Consider the following 15,067-nt stretch of genomic DNA (forward strand, 5'->3'; position numbering starts at 1 on the left):
CGGTGGTGTCCGGCGCCAGAACGCGCGTCAGTCGCGGCCCAGAGCCTTCAGGACCCGGTCCAGATCCTTGCTACGCTTGCTGATATGGGCCGGAGCGTCCTTGACCAGATTATAATACAGGGTCGGGTCATAGATCTCGACGGCAAGCCCCAGATGCTCGGCTGTGAGCAGGCCCTGCGCCTGCAACAACTGATAGGCCGCCAGCGCCTGATTGGCTCGCGCCTGCACCCGCGCGGTCTGCGCGCCCAGAAGTTCCTGCTCGGCCTGCAGCACATCCAGTGTCGTGCGCGCGCCCAGCGTGGCCTCTTCGCGGATCCCTTCGAATGCGACCTGCGCCGCCCGCACCCGCTCGACCGAAGACACAAGGCTGGCCCGCGCTGCTTCAAGCGACACATAGGCCGCCGCCACCGATTGGGTCACGGATCTTTGGGTGGAGATCAGCGCGCCCCTTTCGGCATCGAGCCGGGCAATATCCGCCCGCCGCGCTGCGGCAAGACCGCCGCCCGCGTAAAGCCGCTGGGACAGGGTCAGGCTGACACCTGAGGTGTCCGAATCGCCGTTGCCGTTCAGGTCATAGGTATGGCCTGCATCGGCGCGCAGGCGCACGCTGGGGCCAAGGTTCTTTTCAGTGCTGGCCGCAGTATGCTGCGCGGCCTTCACCGAATGCTGACGCGCCAGAAGGCTGGGATGATTGCGCATCGCAACGCTTTCAGCGGCCTGCAAGGAGGCAACCCGCTGCGGCAGCGGCGGTTGGCCTGCAACTACGTTGATCGGGTTGCCGACCACCTCGATATAGGTCGCCTTGGCCTCCAGCAGATCGCCCTGGCTTTCGGTGAGGCTAGCCTGCGCGGCTGCCACACGGCTTTCGGCGAGGGCGACATCGGTGCGGGTCACTTCGCCGACCTCAAACCGGTCCTGAGCGGCGCGCAGTTCTTCACGCAGAAGACGCAGGTTGTTGCCCCGCAAGCGCACGGTGTCCTGCTGCAACAGCACGTTCACATAGGCCTGAACGGCGGAAAACAGAACTTGCTGCTCGATATCCAGCAGGCTTTGACGGGTGGCCAGAACCGTTTCCTGCGCCGCCAGCTGACCCAGCCGCGAGGCGCCGCCGTCATAAAGCAGCCATTCCATCGAGACACCGACATCAAGCCCATTGGTATCGTGGTCGCGGAACCCGAAGGTGGAGATGCCCCGGCTGTAGCGGTGGCTTGCGGTCATCGCAAAATCAACGATCGGGCGCAAACGCGCCACCGCAACAGCGACGCTTTCATCCGTGGCGCGCAGCAGCGCCCTGTTTTGCTCCAGCAATCCGCTGGTTTTGTAGGCGCCTATCATGGCGTCCGACAGGTTGTCCGCCACCGCGGATTTTGGCGCGGCCAGCGCCGCTGCAACTGCGCCGACATATACAAACGTTTTCAAAAAACGGACCGAGAATTTCTTTCGCATCGGTTGCCTTATCGTTTGCCGCGCCGCCAGCCGCGGTTGGTTTGCCTCACCCCGCGCCCCCTGCCCGGGACGCGGGAATATTCTGCCCCGGCGGGTTATAGTGCGAATTCGCGAACCTTTTCAAAGCCCGGCAGTACCGGGGCGCCCGCGTTGAATGCAAAACGCCAGGAAACCTGGCCGCCTGTCTTATGGCCGATCTTCACCTCTCCCAGCGCGCCGGTCATGAAGACCGCGGCGATCCGGCCACCATCGCGCAGCTGTTCGAGCAGCGCCGAAGGAACATCTTCGACACCACCCTGGATCATGATCACATCATAGGGACCATGTTCCGCTGCGCCTTCGGCCAACGCACCAACGTGCACGATGGCATTGTCAGCTCCGGCCTCGGCCAGTTGATCCTGAGCGTCGCGGCCCATGTCCTCGTTCTGTTCAACGCCGATCACCATCTGGGCAACGCGGGCAGCCACAGCCGTGGAATAGCCCAGCCCGCAAGCCACATCGAGCACCAGCTCATCATTCTGGATATCCAGTGCATCCAGAACCTTGGCCAGGGTGCGCGGCTCCAGCAGGACGCGGCTGTCGCCAAGATCGATGTTCTGATCCGCATAGGCGGCTTCACGTTGTGCATCAGGCACAAAGCTTTCGCGAGGTACCGCGAGCATCGCTTCGATAATCGGGTATTTCGTCACATCCGAGGGGCGGACCTGGGTGTCGACCATCATGCGGCGACGTTCGGCGAAGTCAGTCATGTGCTAAACTCGTCTGTTCAGTCTGTTGATATTGCTTGTGCCACATCGCGGAAGGCGCGGCAACGGTGGCTTTGGGAAATTGCTGGGCTGATGCCATGCGGCATCTACTTCTTCTTCACGAATTTCGTGAGGATAACGATCCGCTGACCCTCGACCCGCCCTTCGATGTGTTCGGGGTTGTCCTGAACCAGGGAAATACCGCGCACCGCCGTACCGCGTTTGGCGGTGAACCCGCCCCCTTTGACCGGAAGGTCCTTGATCAAAACGACGTTATCACCTTGCGCCAGAGGCGCCCCGTTGCTGTCCACATGGGCGCTGGCCGCCGGAACATTGTCGGCCCAGGCGCGGGTTTCATCGTCCAGCCACAGCTGCTCGGCCAGATCGCGGGCCCAGTCCTGATCGGAAAGACGTGCAAGAAGACGCGCCGCCAGCACCTGCACGGCAGGCTCTTCCGACCACATCGATGATGACAGGCAGCGCCAGTGGTTGGGATCAAGATCTCCGGCGATCTGCTCTGCACAGGTGGCACAGATCTCAACCCCGGCGCCGTCCGGCCCTCCCGGAACCTCAACAAAGGACAGGGGCGCGTCGGCGGAACAGAGGGCGCAGGGCATAAGGGTATCTCCGTGTCAGAATAGCTATGATCGCTTTAGACCCGGCGCGCGCCAAAGGAAAGCGCCGCCCGACGCCCCGCGCGCCTATGCCCCGGTCACCAGTCTTATTTGGCGCATTTCTTGCAAAAAGGTGTCGCAGGAAGCAGGTCCAGCCGTTCAGCCGAAATGGCATCACCGCAGATCTGACAGAAACCGTAGTCACCGCTTTCGATACGCGCCAGTGCCGCATCGATCTGGCGCAACTCATCCAGTTCAGCCTTGCCAAGACTTTCCAGCACCTCGTCGCCCTGCCGCTCGGACGATCGATCCTCCCAATCCTTGGGCATGGGCGCGTCTAGCGTGTGCTCCACCTCGACCAGATGCCCTGTCAGAGCCTTGCGCCGCGCCTCAAGCGCCTCTTTACGGATCTCAAATGCCATTCGTCTAATCCTCCCGATAGGTCGTGTTCGGTACATGTTGCCACGCGCTTATCCCCGAACACCTAATAGAGAACATTGACCTCCATCAACAAAGCTGTCGAACCGCGCAGCTCGATGAGCAGCGACTTTCCGCCTCTGGCTGCTCTCCTCAGGCGATGCTAGACAACACGCAAAGAACGATGGAGTACACCATGATCAAACATGTCCTGATTGCGCTGAGCCTGCTGAGCCTTGCTGCCTGCGAAACCGCAAAAGGTGCGGGCCGCGACATCAACAAAGCCGGAACCGCCCTTGAGCAGGCGGCCGACGACATTCAGAAGAAACTGTAAGGCTGGGCGCAGGTCAGCGCAGGTTGTAAAGCTTGCGCGCGACCAGCCACGTCACCGGAAAGGCCGCGATAAAGCCAAGCGCTGCCGCGATCAGGATGGGCTGAAGGCTGTCCTGCCCCGTGGCCAAGGCCGCTACCACGGCGCTGCCTGCAAGGGTGGAGCCGATAAATAGATGCAGGATGAAAGCAAGACGATACATGTGATGGCCTTTCCGAATAGATGAATCGGGGTCCTGTCGGTGAACCGGACCCATGCCATCATGTTTCAGAATTTGCTGGTAATCGCCTTGATCTGGGTCAGCTTCGGCGCTGCGCGCACCTGAATGGCAGGCCCCTCACAACATCAAGGCGGACAACCTCACGATTGCCCACCTCAGTCTATATTCAAAATGGTGTGAATTGGGCCAGAGGTCAGTCGCGCGGCTGTTTCCGGCGATCCTGCGGGCGCGGCGCCGCGGCTTTTACCCGGATCGGTTCAAAATGGCTCACCACCGGAGTTCCCCGGCGCGGCCCTGCGTCATCATCGCGGGCCAGTGACATCACCGCCCAAGCGAATTGCACCCCGGCAAAAACAATCCCGTTCATGAACCAAAGAATGCCAATCGCCAAAAGCCCGACATCAGACGTGCTGACCAGTCCCCAAAGGTTCATTACGTTGAACCAGAGCAGCAGCCCGACGAAGACCGCAGCGATTCCGAACCCCAGCGCAACGTTGCGGATATAGAGTTGAATGAGCTTTGGCATGAGATTCCCTCCATAGGCTGCTTCTTAATGTTAGCACCCGGCGGCAGGCGGTCCAGAGAATAAAGCGGAAAATACATGCGATCGGCGGAATTTGTCCTGCATCTCGCCCACGTTCGGAACGAATAACGATACCCACCCTGTAAAAACAAAAACAGGCGCACCGGGGTGCGCCTGATTGCAAAGGTCACCTGAAAAGAAGGTTCAGAACGCCTCGGGACGCGCTTCGCGGGCCATGTGATCCAGAACCGCGTTGACGAATTTCGGCTCTTTGCCTTCGGGGAAAAACGCGCGCGCCACGTCGACGAATTCGTTGATCACCACCTTGGGCGGGGTCTTCGTCTCGACCAGTTCCGAGCCTGCAGCGCGGAACAGCGCCCGCAGGGTCGGGTCGATCCGGGCAATCGGCCATTTCGCAACCAGCGCGCGGTCGGTCATCTGGTCGATCTTGGCCTGATGATTGACGGCGCCTTCGACCAGCTGGCGAAACAACTTGGGGTCACCCTCGGCATATTCATCACCTTCATAGACAGCGCCGAAACGGTGATCCTCGAATTCGACGATCACCTTGTCGTAGGTCTGGCTGCTGTGCTCCATCTGGAACAGCGCCTGCACGGCAAAAAGCCGGGCCGCCGATTTCATCTGAGTCTTGCCGTTGCCCTTCGGGGCGCTGTCTGGGTTGGTCATGCCGTGGTGGATCCGTTGTCTGTGCCAGCCAGCTGGATGGCCTCGGAAGGGGCCTTAAAGCCGACTCCCTTGCTCTGGGCGCTCCACTTACGCGTCAGTGCGATCAGATGCAAGGCCGCAGCCGCAGCGCCTCCGCCCTTATTCTGATCGGCGGGATCGGCGCGCACCTCTGCCTGGGCGCGGTTCTCTACGGTCAGGATGCCGTTGCCGATGCACAGGCCCTGCAGGCCCATCAGCTGGATCGCGCGGCTACTGTCGTTGCAGACCGTATCATAGTGGGTGGTCTCGCCGCGGATCACGCAGCCCAGAGCCACGTAGCCGTCAAAGTTCGAGGTGCGGTCAGCAATAGAGATCGCCGTAGGAATCTCCAGCGCGCCGGGCACTTCGACCAGATCCCAGGTGCCACCTGCGGCCTCGATCTCGGCCTTGGCACCTGCGAGCATATTGTCGGCGATGTCCTTGTAGTAAGGCGCAACCACGATCAGCAGCTTGACCGGTTTGTCAAAGCTGGGACGCGGCAGGATGTAGTGGCTTTCGTGTCCGGCCATATCAGTCTTCCTTCAGAATGGGGCGGCTGCCGACGATGGACAGTCCATAGGCATCAAGGCCCACATATTTGGTCGAGGGGGAATCGGTCAGCAGGATCAGGTCCTTAAGACCAAGGTTAGACAGGATCTGCGCGCCGATGCCGGTCTGCTTGATGGTCACCGTGCGCGATCCGTCATCCTCATAGGCATAAAGCGCGTTGCGCGGCTGACGGAACAGGGTCACCACCCCGCGCCCCTCGGCCGCGATGATCTCCATCGCGCGGGGCAGCTGGCGGGCGGATTTGGGGCCGAGGCCCAGAATATCGGTCGCCTCGTGCAGCGCATGGGTGCGAGCCAGAACCGGCTCGGGCGTGGTGATGTCACCCTTGATCATCACCACGTGTTCAACGCCGTGGGTCTGATCGGTGAACAGGCGCATGTCCCATTCGCCGCCGAATTCGGAATTCACGATCTCCCGTGAGGTTTCCGTGACCAGATTGTCGTTGCGGGCGCGATAGGCGATCAGATCGCTGATGGTGCCGATTTTCTGGCCATGCTCAGCCGCGAAGTCCACCAGATCCGGCAGCCTCGCCATGGTGCCGTCTTCCTTCATGATCTCACAGATCACACCCGAAGGATGCAGCCCGGCAAGGCGGGAAATATCCACGGCCGCCTCGGTATGGCCCGCACGGACCAGAACGCCGCCGCGTTTGGCGCGCAGCGGGAAGACGTGGCCCGGCGTTGCGATTTCCGCCATCGAATTCTGCTCGTTGATCGCGGTCGCGACGGTCAGCGCCCGGTCGGCAGCGGAAATGCCGGTCGAGACACCTTCGCGCGCCTCGATCGAGACGGTAAAGGCAGTCTCATGCCGGGAGGAGTTGTTGACCGCCATCATCGGCAGCCCGAGGCTGTCGATCCGGTCCGCCGTCATCGGCAGGCAGATCAGCCCGCGCCCGTGTGTCGCCATGAAGTTGATGGCATCAGCATCCGCGAATTGCGCCGGGATCACCAGATCGCCTTCATTTTCGCGGTCCTCGTGATCCACAAGGATGAACATGCGACCCTGTCGGGCCTCTTCGATGATCTCTTCAATCGGGCTGATTGCGTCGCGCAGGCGGGCCTCGACCGGCCCCGGTGTTTCAAAGCTCATGTCATGGCCTTTCATGATCCGTGTCGCAGGCCCTCGAATGGCGCTGCCGCGTTGCCAGCGAAATAGCGCAGCCGCGCCCCAAAGGCCAGCCCGCTTGGCTCTCTTGGAATCACGGACGCGACGTTTGCAGATGCGCAGAAGGCTGCTAGCGTTCCAGCATAAAACTAAAATCAGACCAAACGCGAAAGCCAAGCCCATGCGTACTTCCCGTATCCTGCAAGCCGTTGAAGCCCACGCCGAGGGCGAACCGGGCCGTGTCATCACCGGTGGCATGCCGCTGCTGAAGGGCGCCAGCGTGTTTGAGAAAATGCAGGACATGGCGGCCAACCACGATGAAATCCGCCTGATGATGCTGCGCGAGCCGCGCGGCAATCCAGGGCTTTGCGGCAATGTCCTCGTGCCGCCCTGCCATCCGGAGGCGGACGCCGGTTTCATCATCTTCGAGCAGACCGAATACCCGCCGATGTCCGGCTCCAACACCATCTGCGTGGTGACGGTGCTGCTGGAGACCGGCATCCTGCCGATGATTGAGCCGGTGACCGACCTGACACTGGAAGCCCCCGCCGGGCTGATCCGGGTGCGCGCGGAGTGCCGTGACGGCAAGATTACACAGGTCAGCTTTCGCAATGTGCCCGCCTTTGCCGTGCATCTGGACGCCAAGGTCGAAGTGACGGGGCTCGGCACCGTCGCGGTCGATGTCGCTTGGGGCGGGATGTTCTTCGTTCTGGCCAATGCGGACCGGCTGGGCGTCGATCTTTCAGCAGACAACGGCAAGGACATCACCCGCGTCAGCGAGGCCATCCGCCACGCCACGGCCGAGCAGCTGCCCGTCATCCACCCGGAGAACCCCGCGATCACCGGCCCAACAATCACCAACCTCTGGGGCGCACCGATTGCCGAAGGCACCCATGGGCGCGGCGCCATCACCCTCTCCACGGGCCCCTTTGATCCGGACCGCCCGCAAGATGCCAGCGGCATTCTGGACCGCTCCCCCTGCGGCACCGGCACCTGCGCCAAGATGGCCGTGCTGCACGCCCGGGGCCTGCTTGCGCCGGGACAGGACTACGTCAACGCCGGGCCGCTGGGCACCACCTTCACCGGGTGTATTGTCGAGGAAACCAAAGTCGGCCCCTACCCCGCCATCGTACCAACCCTGTCCGGGCAAGGCTGGATCTATGGATTGTCCAGCTACACGCTGGATCCCAGCGATCCTTTTCCTGCGGGCTATACCGTCGGCGATATGTGGTGATGCGCGCCGCGGCAGCGGCGCGCCTGGCCCAACGCCTCGGGCCTGCATCTTCGATGCTGGCTCAGGGGGCCGGAGCCTCCCTGCGGTTCGCCGGATGGGCGCCTCAGGCGGATTGATGCGCGAAATACTCGCTCGCGGTCAGATAGGCAGCTGCGCGCCCGGCGGTGCTCCATTCGCTTTCCAGCGGCGCATCCCCGATCACCACCACCGAGGCGCCGGGCAATCCTTGGCGACGCATCACGTCCTGAACCCGCGCGCGCATCTCGGACCAGCTTTCGCTGAACCGCGGCGCCGCACCTGCATCGTTCAGAACCGGGTGGGCGGCCAAAACCGCCTCGGGTATATTGGGCCGGTGCACCAGCGCCAGTTTGCTGGCGTTCTGCACCGCCTCCAGCGCACGGCGCTCTTGCTCGGGCATATGGGCGCCATAGGCAATGATGCGCAGCGCGTTGGAGGAGAACAGCAGCCCGGTGATGTCCTGCCCAGAGGTCTGCCGCACGCGGGCGTAGGTCGTGTAATCCATACCCAGTTCTGCGGCGCGTTTGATGCGCATCTGCAGAACCAGTTTCGGGATCGTGTTGGGCATCAGCTTTTTCTGGGCACTGCGCCAGGCGTGTACGCGCCAGGCCCGGCCCTGCTCCATGCTGGGGCCGTTGTTGTGGCCGATCCCGGCGGGCGCCGCACCGGATGCCAGACCAGACATCACCCGGCCTCCGCCAGCCGCGCCACGTAGCGGGCCAGCGTATCGATTTCCAGATTAACCTTGTCGCCCAGCTTCACATCCCCCCAGGTGGTCACCTCTTTTGTGTGGGGGATGAAATTGATACCGAAATCACAGCCTTCCACATCGTTGACCGTCAGCGACGTCCCGTTGAGCGCCACCGAGCCCTTGGGGGCGATGAAGCGCGCCAGATCTTTGGGCGCACGTAGGGTCACCCGGGTGCTGTCGCCCTCGTCCGTGATATCGACCACCTCGGCCACGCCATCGACATGGCCCGATACGATATGGCCCCCCAGTTCGTCCCCGACCTTCAGGGCGCGCTCAAGGTTGACGCGTTTGCCCACGGTCCAGGCGCCGATGTTGGTCTTGGACACCGTTTCGGCAGAGATCTGAACATCGTACCAATCCGATCCCAGCTCGATTACCGTCAGGCACACGCCATCCGAGGCGATGGAGGCGCCCAGGTCGATCCCTGCCGTATCATAGCCGGTGCCGATGCGCGCGCGCAGATCGCCCTCTTGTTCCAGCGCCTTGATGGTGCCGACGTCGGTGATGATACCTGTGAACATGGAGCTGCTCCTTGCCAGTCGTCCGAACGGGTCAGGGCCCGTCCTCCATTCCGTGTTGGCCAAGAGGTAGCGCCTGCACCCTGGCTTCACAAGTCCCCGCGCGCGCCCGGCATACGGCCCCGGGCACCGAACCCGTTTGCACGCCCGCCGCCTCAGCCTTAGTTTCGCCCCAGTCATTCGTTAACCGGGAGATGGTACATTCCCGGAAACCCGAGAAATCGCATGTCCGAGCCTGACACAGATCCGCATCGTCGCTTCCTGTTTCTGCAGGGGCCGCATGGGCCGTTCTTCAACCGCCTTGGCGCGATGCTGCGCGCGGCAGGTTGTTCGGTATGGCGGGTCGGCTTCAACGCCGGGGACAGCGCCTTCTGGCGCCACAGGGCCAGCTACATTTCCTATCAGGGCACGCCGCAGGACTGGCCCGCGACCTTTGCGGGGATCTGCGACCAGCACCAGATCACCGATATCGTGCTGTACGGTGACACCCGCCCGATCCACGCCGAGGCGATCAAGGCCGCAAAACAGCGGGGCCTCTGCGTGCACGTCTTTGAAGAAGGTTACATGCGCCCCTATTGGGTGACCTATGAACGGGGTGGCTCCAACGGCAATTCCCGGCTGATGGACATGTCAGTTCCGGATATGCAGCAGGCACTGGCCCTGTCGGATATGGAGGCGCCGCTGCCACCCTCGCACTGGGGGGATATGCGGCAGCATATCTTTTACGGCGCGCTCTATCACTGGTTCGTCATGTTCCGGAACCGGCGTTACCGGAACTTCCGCCCACACCGATCACTGCCGGTGGCACGTGAGTTCCAGCTCTACCTGCAACGGCTCTTGCTGATGCCTGCCCAGGCGCTGGACCGGCGTCTGGCCACATGGCGCATCCGCAGCGGCGGTTTCCCCTATCATCTGGCGCTCTTGCAGCTGGAGCATGATAGCTCGTTCCAGATGCATTCCCCGTTTGAAAGCATGGCGGATTTTCTGGCCGAGGTGATCACCGGTTTCGCCGAAAGCGCGCCGCGCCACCACCATCTGGTGATCAAGGCGCACCCGTTGGAGGATGGCCGTGTCCCGCTGCGCAGCGTGGTGCGCAGACTGGCGCGGGAGCACGGCATCAAGGACCGCATTCACTACGTGCGCGGTGGCAAGCTGGCGCAGCTGCTGAACGAGGCGCGCACTGCCATTACCGTCAATTCGACCGCCGGACAGCAGGTCCTGTGGCGCGGCATACCGCTCAAGGTTTTTGGCCGCGCGGTCTACGACAAGGCCGAGTTCGTCTCGACCCAGAGCCTTGGCGAGTTCTTTGCCACCCCGGCCCGCCCGGACAACCGCGCCTATAAGGATTATCGCCGCTTCCTGCTTGAGACCTCGCAACTGCCGGGCGGTTACTACTCCCGCAAGGGACGGCGGCAATTGCTGCGTCAGGTGGTGGACATGATGCTGGCACCGGACGATCCTTATGATGCGCTGAAGCGCGGCACAGCGGCTCCGCGGCAACAGTTGCGCGTGGTGAACTGAGCCCAGAAGACCGCAAGACTGGATTTCCATTCTCTGCTCCGCTATCCTGTCTGAAAAAATTGAGGCAAAACAATAACAGGTCGAGGAGACCGAGCAGTGACAAACGTCCCATTTCGCTGGGCGCGCCCTATCGCGATTCTCGCCGCAGTATCGCTTGCGGCGTCCTGTGGCTTGCCCAAGGTTGGCCCGAACAAACGCCAGATCTTTGCCGGTTCGGTGCAGAAAGAGGGCGATGCCTTTATCGTTTCCGTGAATGACCGGGTGGCTCGGGCAACCGCTGTGGTGCCCGCGCTTGGCTTTTCATCCGATTTTACCTCGGCCGGCCGACTGACCTCTGACACCATCCGGCCCGGCGACGTCCTGGGACTGACCATCTGGGAAAACGTAGATGATGGCCTTCTGGCCGCCGAAACCTCGAATGCGACCGCGCTTGAAGAAGTGCAGGTCGACGGCGCCGGGTATATCTTCGTGCCCTATGCCGGTCGCCTCAGGGCGTCGGGCAACACCCCGGAGCAACTGCGGGAAGAGATCACCAAGAAACTGGAAGATCAGACCCCGGATCCGCAGGTGCAGGTCCGCCGTCTGGCCGGCGATGGTGCCACGGTCAGCCTGACTGGGGCCGTGGGCGGACAGGGGATTTATCCCATCGAGCGTCCCACCCGCACATTGGCCACCATGCTGGCCCAGGCTGGCGGTGTGACGATCCAGCCCGAAATCGCCCAGGTCACCGTGATCCGCGGGAAGCAGCAAGGCAAGATCTGGTTCCAGGACCTCTATGATCATCCCGAACTCGACATCGCCCTGCGCGGCGGTGACAAGATCCTTGTCGAAGAGGACACCCGTTCCTTTACCGCGCTTGGCGCCACCAGCGCCCAGGCCCGCGTTCCCTTTGAAAGCCAGGACCTGTCGGGGCTTGAAGCCATCGCCCAGGTTGGCGGTCTGATTTCCACCGCTTCGGACCCGACCGGGGTGTTCATCCTGCGCAACGAACCGGCAGAGATCGCCAATCAAGTGCTGGGCCGCGACGACCTGATCGGTGCCCAGCGGATGGTCTATGTGCTGAACCTGACGCAGCCGAACGGGCTGTTCATTGCCCGTGATTTCGTGATCCGCGATGATGACACGCTCTATGTCACCGAGGCGCCCTATACCCAGTGGACCAAGACGATTTCCCTGCTGGTCACGCCCCTTGGATCGCTGTCGAGCGCCGCCTCCATCGCTGGCGGGTAACGCCGCAATGCTAAGGTCGCCGACAGGCATAACGAAAGCCGGGAACGACACATCCCGGCTTTTTGTTTACAACGGCGGTTTCCTGACCCAATCCCGATTGCGTCGGATCCTGTCCCTTGCCGGTTATGACATCCGGCTGGGGCTACCCGGCAATGGGGATCTGGTCGGGGTCTGGGGCAACTCCCCCACTGCCCACCGTGGAAAGGCTATTGCTCACAAATATGGTTCTGCACTGCTGCGAGTCGAAGACGCCTTTCTACGCTCGGTCTATCCAGGCCGCGCGGGTGAGCCACCTCTGGGGCTGCTGCTGGACCGCTCGGGCGTGCATTTCGACGCCAACACGCAATCTGACCTGGAGCAGCTGCTGGCCACGCACCCCTTGGATGACAGCAGCATGATGCGCCGCGCCCGTGATGCCATCGGGCGGCTGATGGATGCGCATCTCAGCAAGTACAACGCCTACGCTGCCGAAGCGCCGGTTCCCGATCCCGGTTACGTGCTGGTCGTGGATCAGGCGCGCGGCGATGCCTCAGTCACGGCCTCAGGAGCAGATGCAGCGCGGTTCCGCGAAATGCTGGTTTTCGCGCAAGAGGAAAACCCCGGCGCCCGTATTCTGATCAAGACCCATCCGGAAACCCGCGCCGGATACCGGCCTGGCTATTTCGGCCCGGAAGATGCCAATGATCGGATAGAACTGCTAACGCGTCCCGTGTCGCCCTGGCCGCTGCTGGAGGGTGCGGTCGCGGTCTATACCGTCTCCTCGCAACTGGGGTTCGAGGCCATTCTGGCAGGCCACAAACCGCGCGTCTTTGGCCAGCCCTTCTATGCCGGATGGGGCCTGACGCAGGACGAGATGCCGCCGCCGCGCCGCAATCGCCGCCTGACCCGCGCACAACTGTTTTCCGCGGCAATGATCCTCTATCCCACATGGTACGATCCCTTCCGCGATCAGCTGTGTGAGCTGGAGACCGTGATCGACGCGCTGGAGGCCCGCGTGCGCGCCTGGCGACAGGATCGCGTCGGCTGGGCGGCCTCCGGCATGCGGATGTGGAAACGGCGGCCACTGCAGGGCTTTTTCGGCAGTGAAAAGAAAATGCTGTTCACCGAGGATCCCGAAAAGGCACGCAAGAGCGGGCGCAACTGGATGGTCTGGGCCTCCAAAGCAGACAAATCCCACGCCGGGGCTTTTCATCTAGAGGACGGCTTTCTGCGCTCCCGCGGTCTTGGCGCCGAACTGGTGCCGCCGATGTCGCTGGTTCTGGACCGTCAGGGGATCTACTACGATCCGCGCCAGCCCTCGGATCTGGATGATCTGATCGCCCAGCGCGAGGACCTAAACGATGCCGAGGCCCGCCGCGCCGAGCGACTGATCATGAGCCTGACGCAGAACAGCCTGTCGAAGTACAATCTGGGCGGCGACATCCCCGATTTGCCCGCGGGGCACCGGATCCTCGTGCCCGGTCAGGTCGAAGACGATGCCTCGATCCTGGCGGGGGCGGGCAAGATACGCAGCAATCTGGATCTCTTGCGCGCTGTGCGCGCCGCCAACCCCAAGGCGGTGATCATCTACAAACCCCACCCCGATGTCGAAGCAGGTCTTCGCAAGGGGCAGATCGTGCCCGAGGATCTGGCCGATGTCGTGGCGCAGAATGCCGATCCGATGGCGCTTCTGGATCACGTGCAGGAGGTCTGGACCATGACCTCGCTATTGGGGTTCGAGGCACTGCTGAGGGGCGTCAAGGTGACCGTGGTCGGATCCCCCTTCTATGCCGGCTGGGGGCTGACCCGAGATATCATCTCCGCCCCGGCCTGGCGCAAGGCCCGGCCAGGCCTTATGGGGTTGGCCCATGCGGTACTGATCGACTATCCGCGCTATCACGACCCGGTCACAGGGCTGCCCTGCCCTGTCGAGGTCGTGGTTGAGCGCCTGATCAAGGGCGAGCAACCATCGCCTGGCCTTGGCAACCGCAGCCTGTCAAAACTACAGGGCCTGTTTGCAACCTACGCCCACCTGTGGCGGTGAGCTGTCGTCCTTAGCTCAGCGCCCGGCGCCAGCGATGCAGGATATCACCGCCCAACGGGCGCACCTCAGCCAGTTCAAAACGGGGCGCCTCGTCCAGCCGCCCAAGGCCAAGCGCGCCAATCGAGGGCAGCCCCTCGGCGCCGATGCCGATCCCGGCGGTAAAGCCGATCAGCTCATCCACCAGATCAAAGGCCAGCAATGAGGCCGCCAGCGCGCTGCCGCCTTCGCAGAACACGCGGGTCAGACCCGCCTGACCAAGCTGCTGCAGGATATCCACCGCCGAGAGCTGCACCCCGTGGCTGGCACAGGGCAGCAACCGGGCGCCCAGCCCTTCCCAGGCGCGCAGCCGCTCGATATCGGCGCCCTGCCCGTGGCACAGCCAGACCGGCACCTCTTGCGCAGTGCGGGCCAGCTGGCTCATCAGCGGCAGATCCAGATGGCGGGAGGCAATCACCCGCACCGGCTGTTTGTCGATGCCCAGATCGCGCACGGTCAGCGACGGATCATCCGCCCGCACGGTTCCGGCGCCGACCATAACGGCATCGTGACTGGCGCGCATCGCGTGCACTGCGCGGCGTGCTTCGGGGCCGGTGATCCATTTGCTCTGCCCCGATCCGGTGGCAATCCGCCCGTCAAAACTGCTGGCCAGCTTCAGTGTAACGAAGGGCCGCCCCTGTTCGGTCTTCAGGAAGAAACCAGCGTGATCGCGGGCGGCCTGTTCTGCGAGAACCCCGGTGGTGACCTCCACCCCGGCATAACGCAGCATTTCAAACCCCTGGCCAGAAACCCGCGGATCACTATCGCCGATGGCCGCGACCACACGCGCCACCCCGGCGTCGATCAGCGCCTGCGCACATGGCGGTGTCGCACCATGATGCGAACAGGGTTCAAGGGTCACATATACGGCAGCGCCACGCGCCGCTGCGCCTGCCTGCGCAAGCGCCTGCGGCTCCGCGTGCGGGCGGCCGCCCGGTTGGGTCCAGCCCCGCCCGACGAGGCGACCATCCTTGACGATGACGCAGCCCACCGCGGGGTTCGGCCAGCAATTGCCATGCCCACGCCGCCCCAGGGACAGGGCCAGCGCCATGAACCGTTC

General features: G+C 63.0%; 17 protein-coding genes. 5 read left to right on the plus strand and 12 right to left on the minus strand.

Going from position 1 to position 15,067, the window contains the following annotated elements:
• Nucleotides 1–27 precede the first annotated feature (27 nt).
• The 4 genes from JL2886_RS04345 to JL2886_RS04360 all read right to left on the minus strand — a co-directional run bounded on the left by JL2886_RS04345 (nt 28) and on the right by JL2886_RS04360 (nt 3,228).
• A complete protein-coding gene (locus tag JL2886_RS04345; protein WP_065270894.1) occupies nt 28–1,446 on the minus strand; it encodes a TolC family outer membrane protein in 1,419 nt (472 codons plus the stop codon).
• 95 nt (nt 1,447–1,541) lie between these two features.
• Nucleotides 1,542–2,195, minus strand: coding sequence for a protein-L-isoaspartate O-methyltransferase family protein (locus tag JL2886_RS04350; RefSeq protein ID WP_065270895.1), 654 nt, complete (start codon nt 2,193–2,195; stop codon nt 1,542–1,544).
• A gap of 104 nt (nt 2,196–2,299) precedes the next feature.
• Nucleotides 2,300–2,809: a PhnA domain-containing protein gene (locus JL2886_RS04355; RefSeq protein WP_065270896.1), complete on the minus strand. Its 510-nt coding sequence runs from the start codon at nt 2,807–2,809 to the stop codon at nt 2,300–2,302.
• A 104-nt stretch (nt 2,810–2,913) separates the two neighbouring features.
• On the minus strand, nt 2,914–3,228 hold the full coding sequence (locus JL2886_RS04360) for a TraR/DksA family transcriptional regulator (protein ID WP_065270897.1): 315 nt from the start codon (nt 3,226–3,228) through the stop codon (nt 2,914–2,916).
• Nucleotides 3,229–3,419: 191 nt separating this feature from the next.
• On the opposite strand from JL2886_RS04360, the gene JL2886_RS19320 reads away from it, so the two are divergent.
• Nucleotides 3,420–3,557, plus strand: a complete 138-nt coding sequence (locus JL2886_RS19320) for an entericidin A/B family lipoprotein (protein WP_116560370.1) — start codon at nt 3,420–3,422, stop codon at nt 3,555–3,557.
• Nucleotides 3,558–3,570: 13 nt separating this feature from the next.
• On the opposite strand, the gene JL2886_RS04365 is transcribed toward JL2886_RS19320, so the two are convergent.
• The 5 genes from JL2886_RS04365 to ribB all read right to left on the minus strand — a co-directional run bounded on the left by JL2886_RS04365 (nt 3,571) and on the right by ribB (nt 6,661).
• Complete coding sequence (locus JL2886_RS04365) at nt 3,571–3,756, minus strand: CTP synthetase (protein ID WP_065270898.1); 186 nt, start codon at nt 3,754–3,756, stop codon at nt 3,571–3,573.
• A gap of 211 nt (nt 3,757–3,967) precedes the next feature.
• Nucleotides 3,968–4,300, minus strand: a complete 333-nt coding sequence (locus tag JL2886_RS04370; RefSeq protein ID WP_065270899.1) for a hypothetical protein — start codon at nt 4,298–4,300, stop codon at nt 3,968–3,970.
• A 201-nt stretch (nt 4,301–4,501) separates the two neighbouring features.
• Nucleotides 4,502–4,984 (minus strand): transcription antitermination factor NusB, encoded by a 483-nt coding sequence (gene nusB / locus JL2886_RS04375; protein ID WP_065270900.1) that lies wholly within the window; start codon nt 4,982–4,984, stop codon nt 4,502–4,504.
• Nucleotides 4,981–5,532 carry a 6,7-dimethyl-8-ribityllumazine synthase gene (locus tag JL2886_RS04380; protein ID WP_065270901.1) on the minus strand — a complete coding sequence of 184 codons (552 nt, stop codon included), beginning with the start codon at nt 5,530–5,532 and terminating at the stop codon, nt 4,981–4,983. Before JL2886_RS04380 ends, nusB begins: the two co-directional genes overlap by 4 nt.
• A gap of 1 nt (nt 5,533) precedes the next feature.
• Nucleotides 5,534–6,661, minus strand: coding sequence for a 3,4-dihydroxy-2-butanone-4-phosphate synthase (gene ribB / locus JL2886_RS04385; protein ID WP_065270902.1), 1,128 nt, complete (start codon nt 6,659–6,661; stop codon nt 5,534–5,536).
• A gap of 196 nt (nt 6,662–6,857) precedes the next feature.
• On the opposite strand from ribB, the gene JL2886_RS04390 reads away from it, so the two are divergent.
• Nucleotides 6,858–7,910 carry a proline racemase family protein gene (locus tag JL2886_RS04390; protein WP_065270903.1) on the plus strand — a complete coding sequence of 351 codons (1,053 nt, stop codon included), beginning with the start codon at nt 6,858–6,860 and terminating at the stop codon, nt 7,908–7,910.
• Nucleotides 7,911–8,013: 103 nt separating this feature from the next.
• On the opposite strand, the gene JL2886_RS04395 is transcribed toward JL2886_RS04390, so the two are convergent.
• Both JL2886_RS04395 and JL2886_RS04400 read right to left on the minus strand, forming a co-directional pair.
• Nucleotides 8,014–8,613: a hypothetical protein gene (locus JL2886_RS04395; protein WP_065270904.1), complete on the minus strand. Its 600-nt coding sequence runs from the start codon at nt 8,611–8,613 to the stop codon at nt 8,014–8,016.
• Nucleotides 8,613–9,200, minus strand: coding sequence for a riboflavin synthase (locus JL2886_RS04400; RefSeq protein WP_065270905.1), 588 nt, complete (start codon nt 9,198–9,200; stop codon nt 8,613–8,615). The genes JL2886_RS04395 and JL2886_RS04400 overlap by 1 nt, the downstream gene beginning before the upstream one ends.
• A gap of 222 nt (nt 9,201–9,422) precedes the next feature.
• Here JL2886_RS04400 and JL2886_RS04405 point away from each other — a divergent pair, with 222 nt between their 5' ends.
• The 3 genes from JL2886_RS04405 (at nt 9,423) to JL2886_RS04415 (ending at nt 13,971) form a co-directional block, all read left to right on the plus strand.
• The gene (locus JL2886_RS04405; protein WP_065270906.1) at nt 9,423–10,718 is read left to right on the plus strand and encodes a capsule biosynthesis protein; all 1,296 of its coding nucleotides are present in this window, start codon (nt 9,423–9,425) and stop codon (nt 10,716–10,718) included.
• 96 nt (nt 10,719–10,814) lie between these two features.
• Nucleotides 10,815–11,948 (plus strand): polysaccharide biosynthesis/export family protein, encoded by a 1,134-nt coding sequence (locus tag JL2886_RS04410; protein WP_065270907.1) that lies wholly within the window; start codon nt 10,815–10,817, stop codon nt 11,946–11,948.
• Nucleotides 11,949–11,955: 7 nt separating this feature from the next.
• Nucleotides 11,956–13,971 (plus strand): capsular polysaccharide biosynthesis protein, encoded by a 2,016-nt coding sequence (locus tag JL2886_RS04415; protein WP_065270908.1) that lies wholly within the window; start codon nt 11,956–11,958, stop codon nt 13,969–13,971.
• Nucleotides 13,972–13,981: 10 nt separating this feature from the next.
• On the opposite strand, the gene ribD is transcribed toward JL2886_RS04415, so the two are convergent.
• Complete coding sequence (gene ribD, locus JL2886_RS04420) at nt 13,982–15,058, minus strand: bifunctional diaminohydroxyphosphoribosylaminopyrimidine deaminase/5-amino-6-(5-phosphoribosylamino)uracil reductase RibD (protein ID WP_065273526.1); 1,077 nt, start codon at nt 15,056–15,058, stop codon at nt 13,982–13,984.
• Nucleotides 15,059–15,067: the final 9 nt, after the last annotated feature.

This window comes from Phaeobacter gallaeciensis (assembly GCF_001678945.1).
In the GTDB taxonomy this organism is placed as follows: domain Bacteria; phylum Pseudomonadota; class Alphaproteobacteria; order Rhodobacterales; family Rhodobacteraceae; genus Phycobacter; species Phycobacter gallaeciensis_A.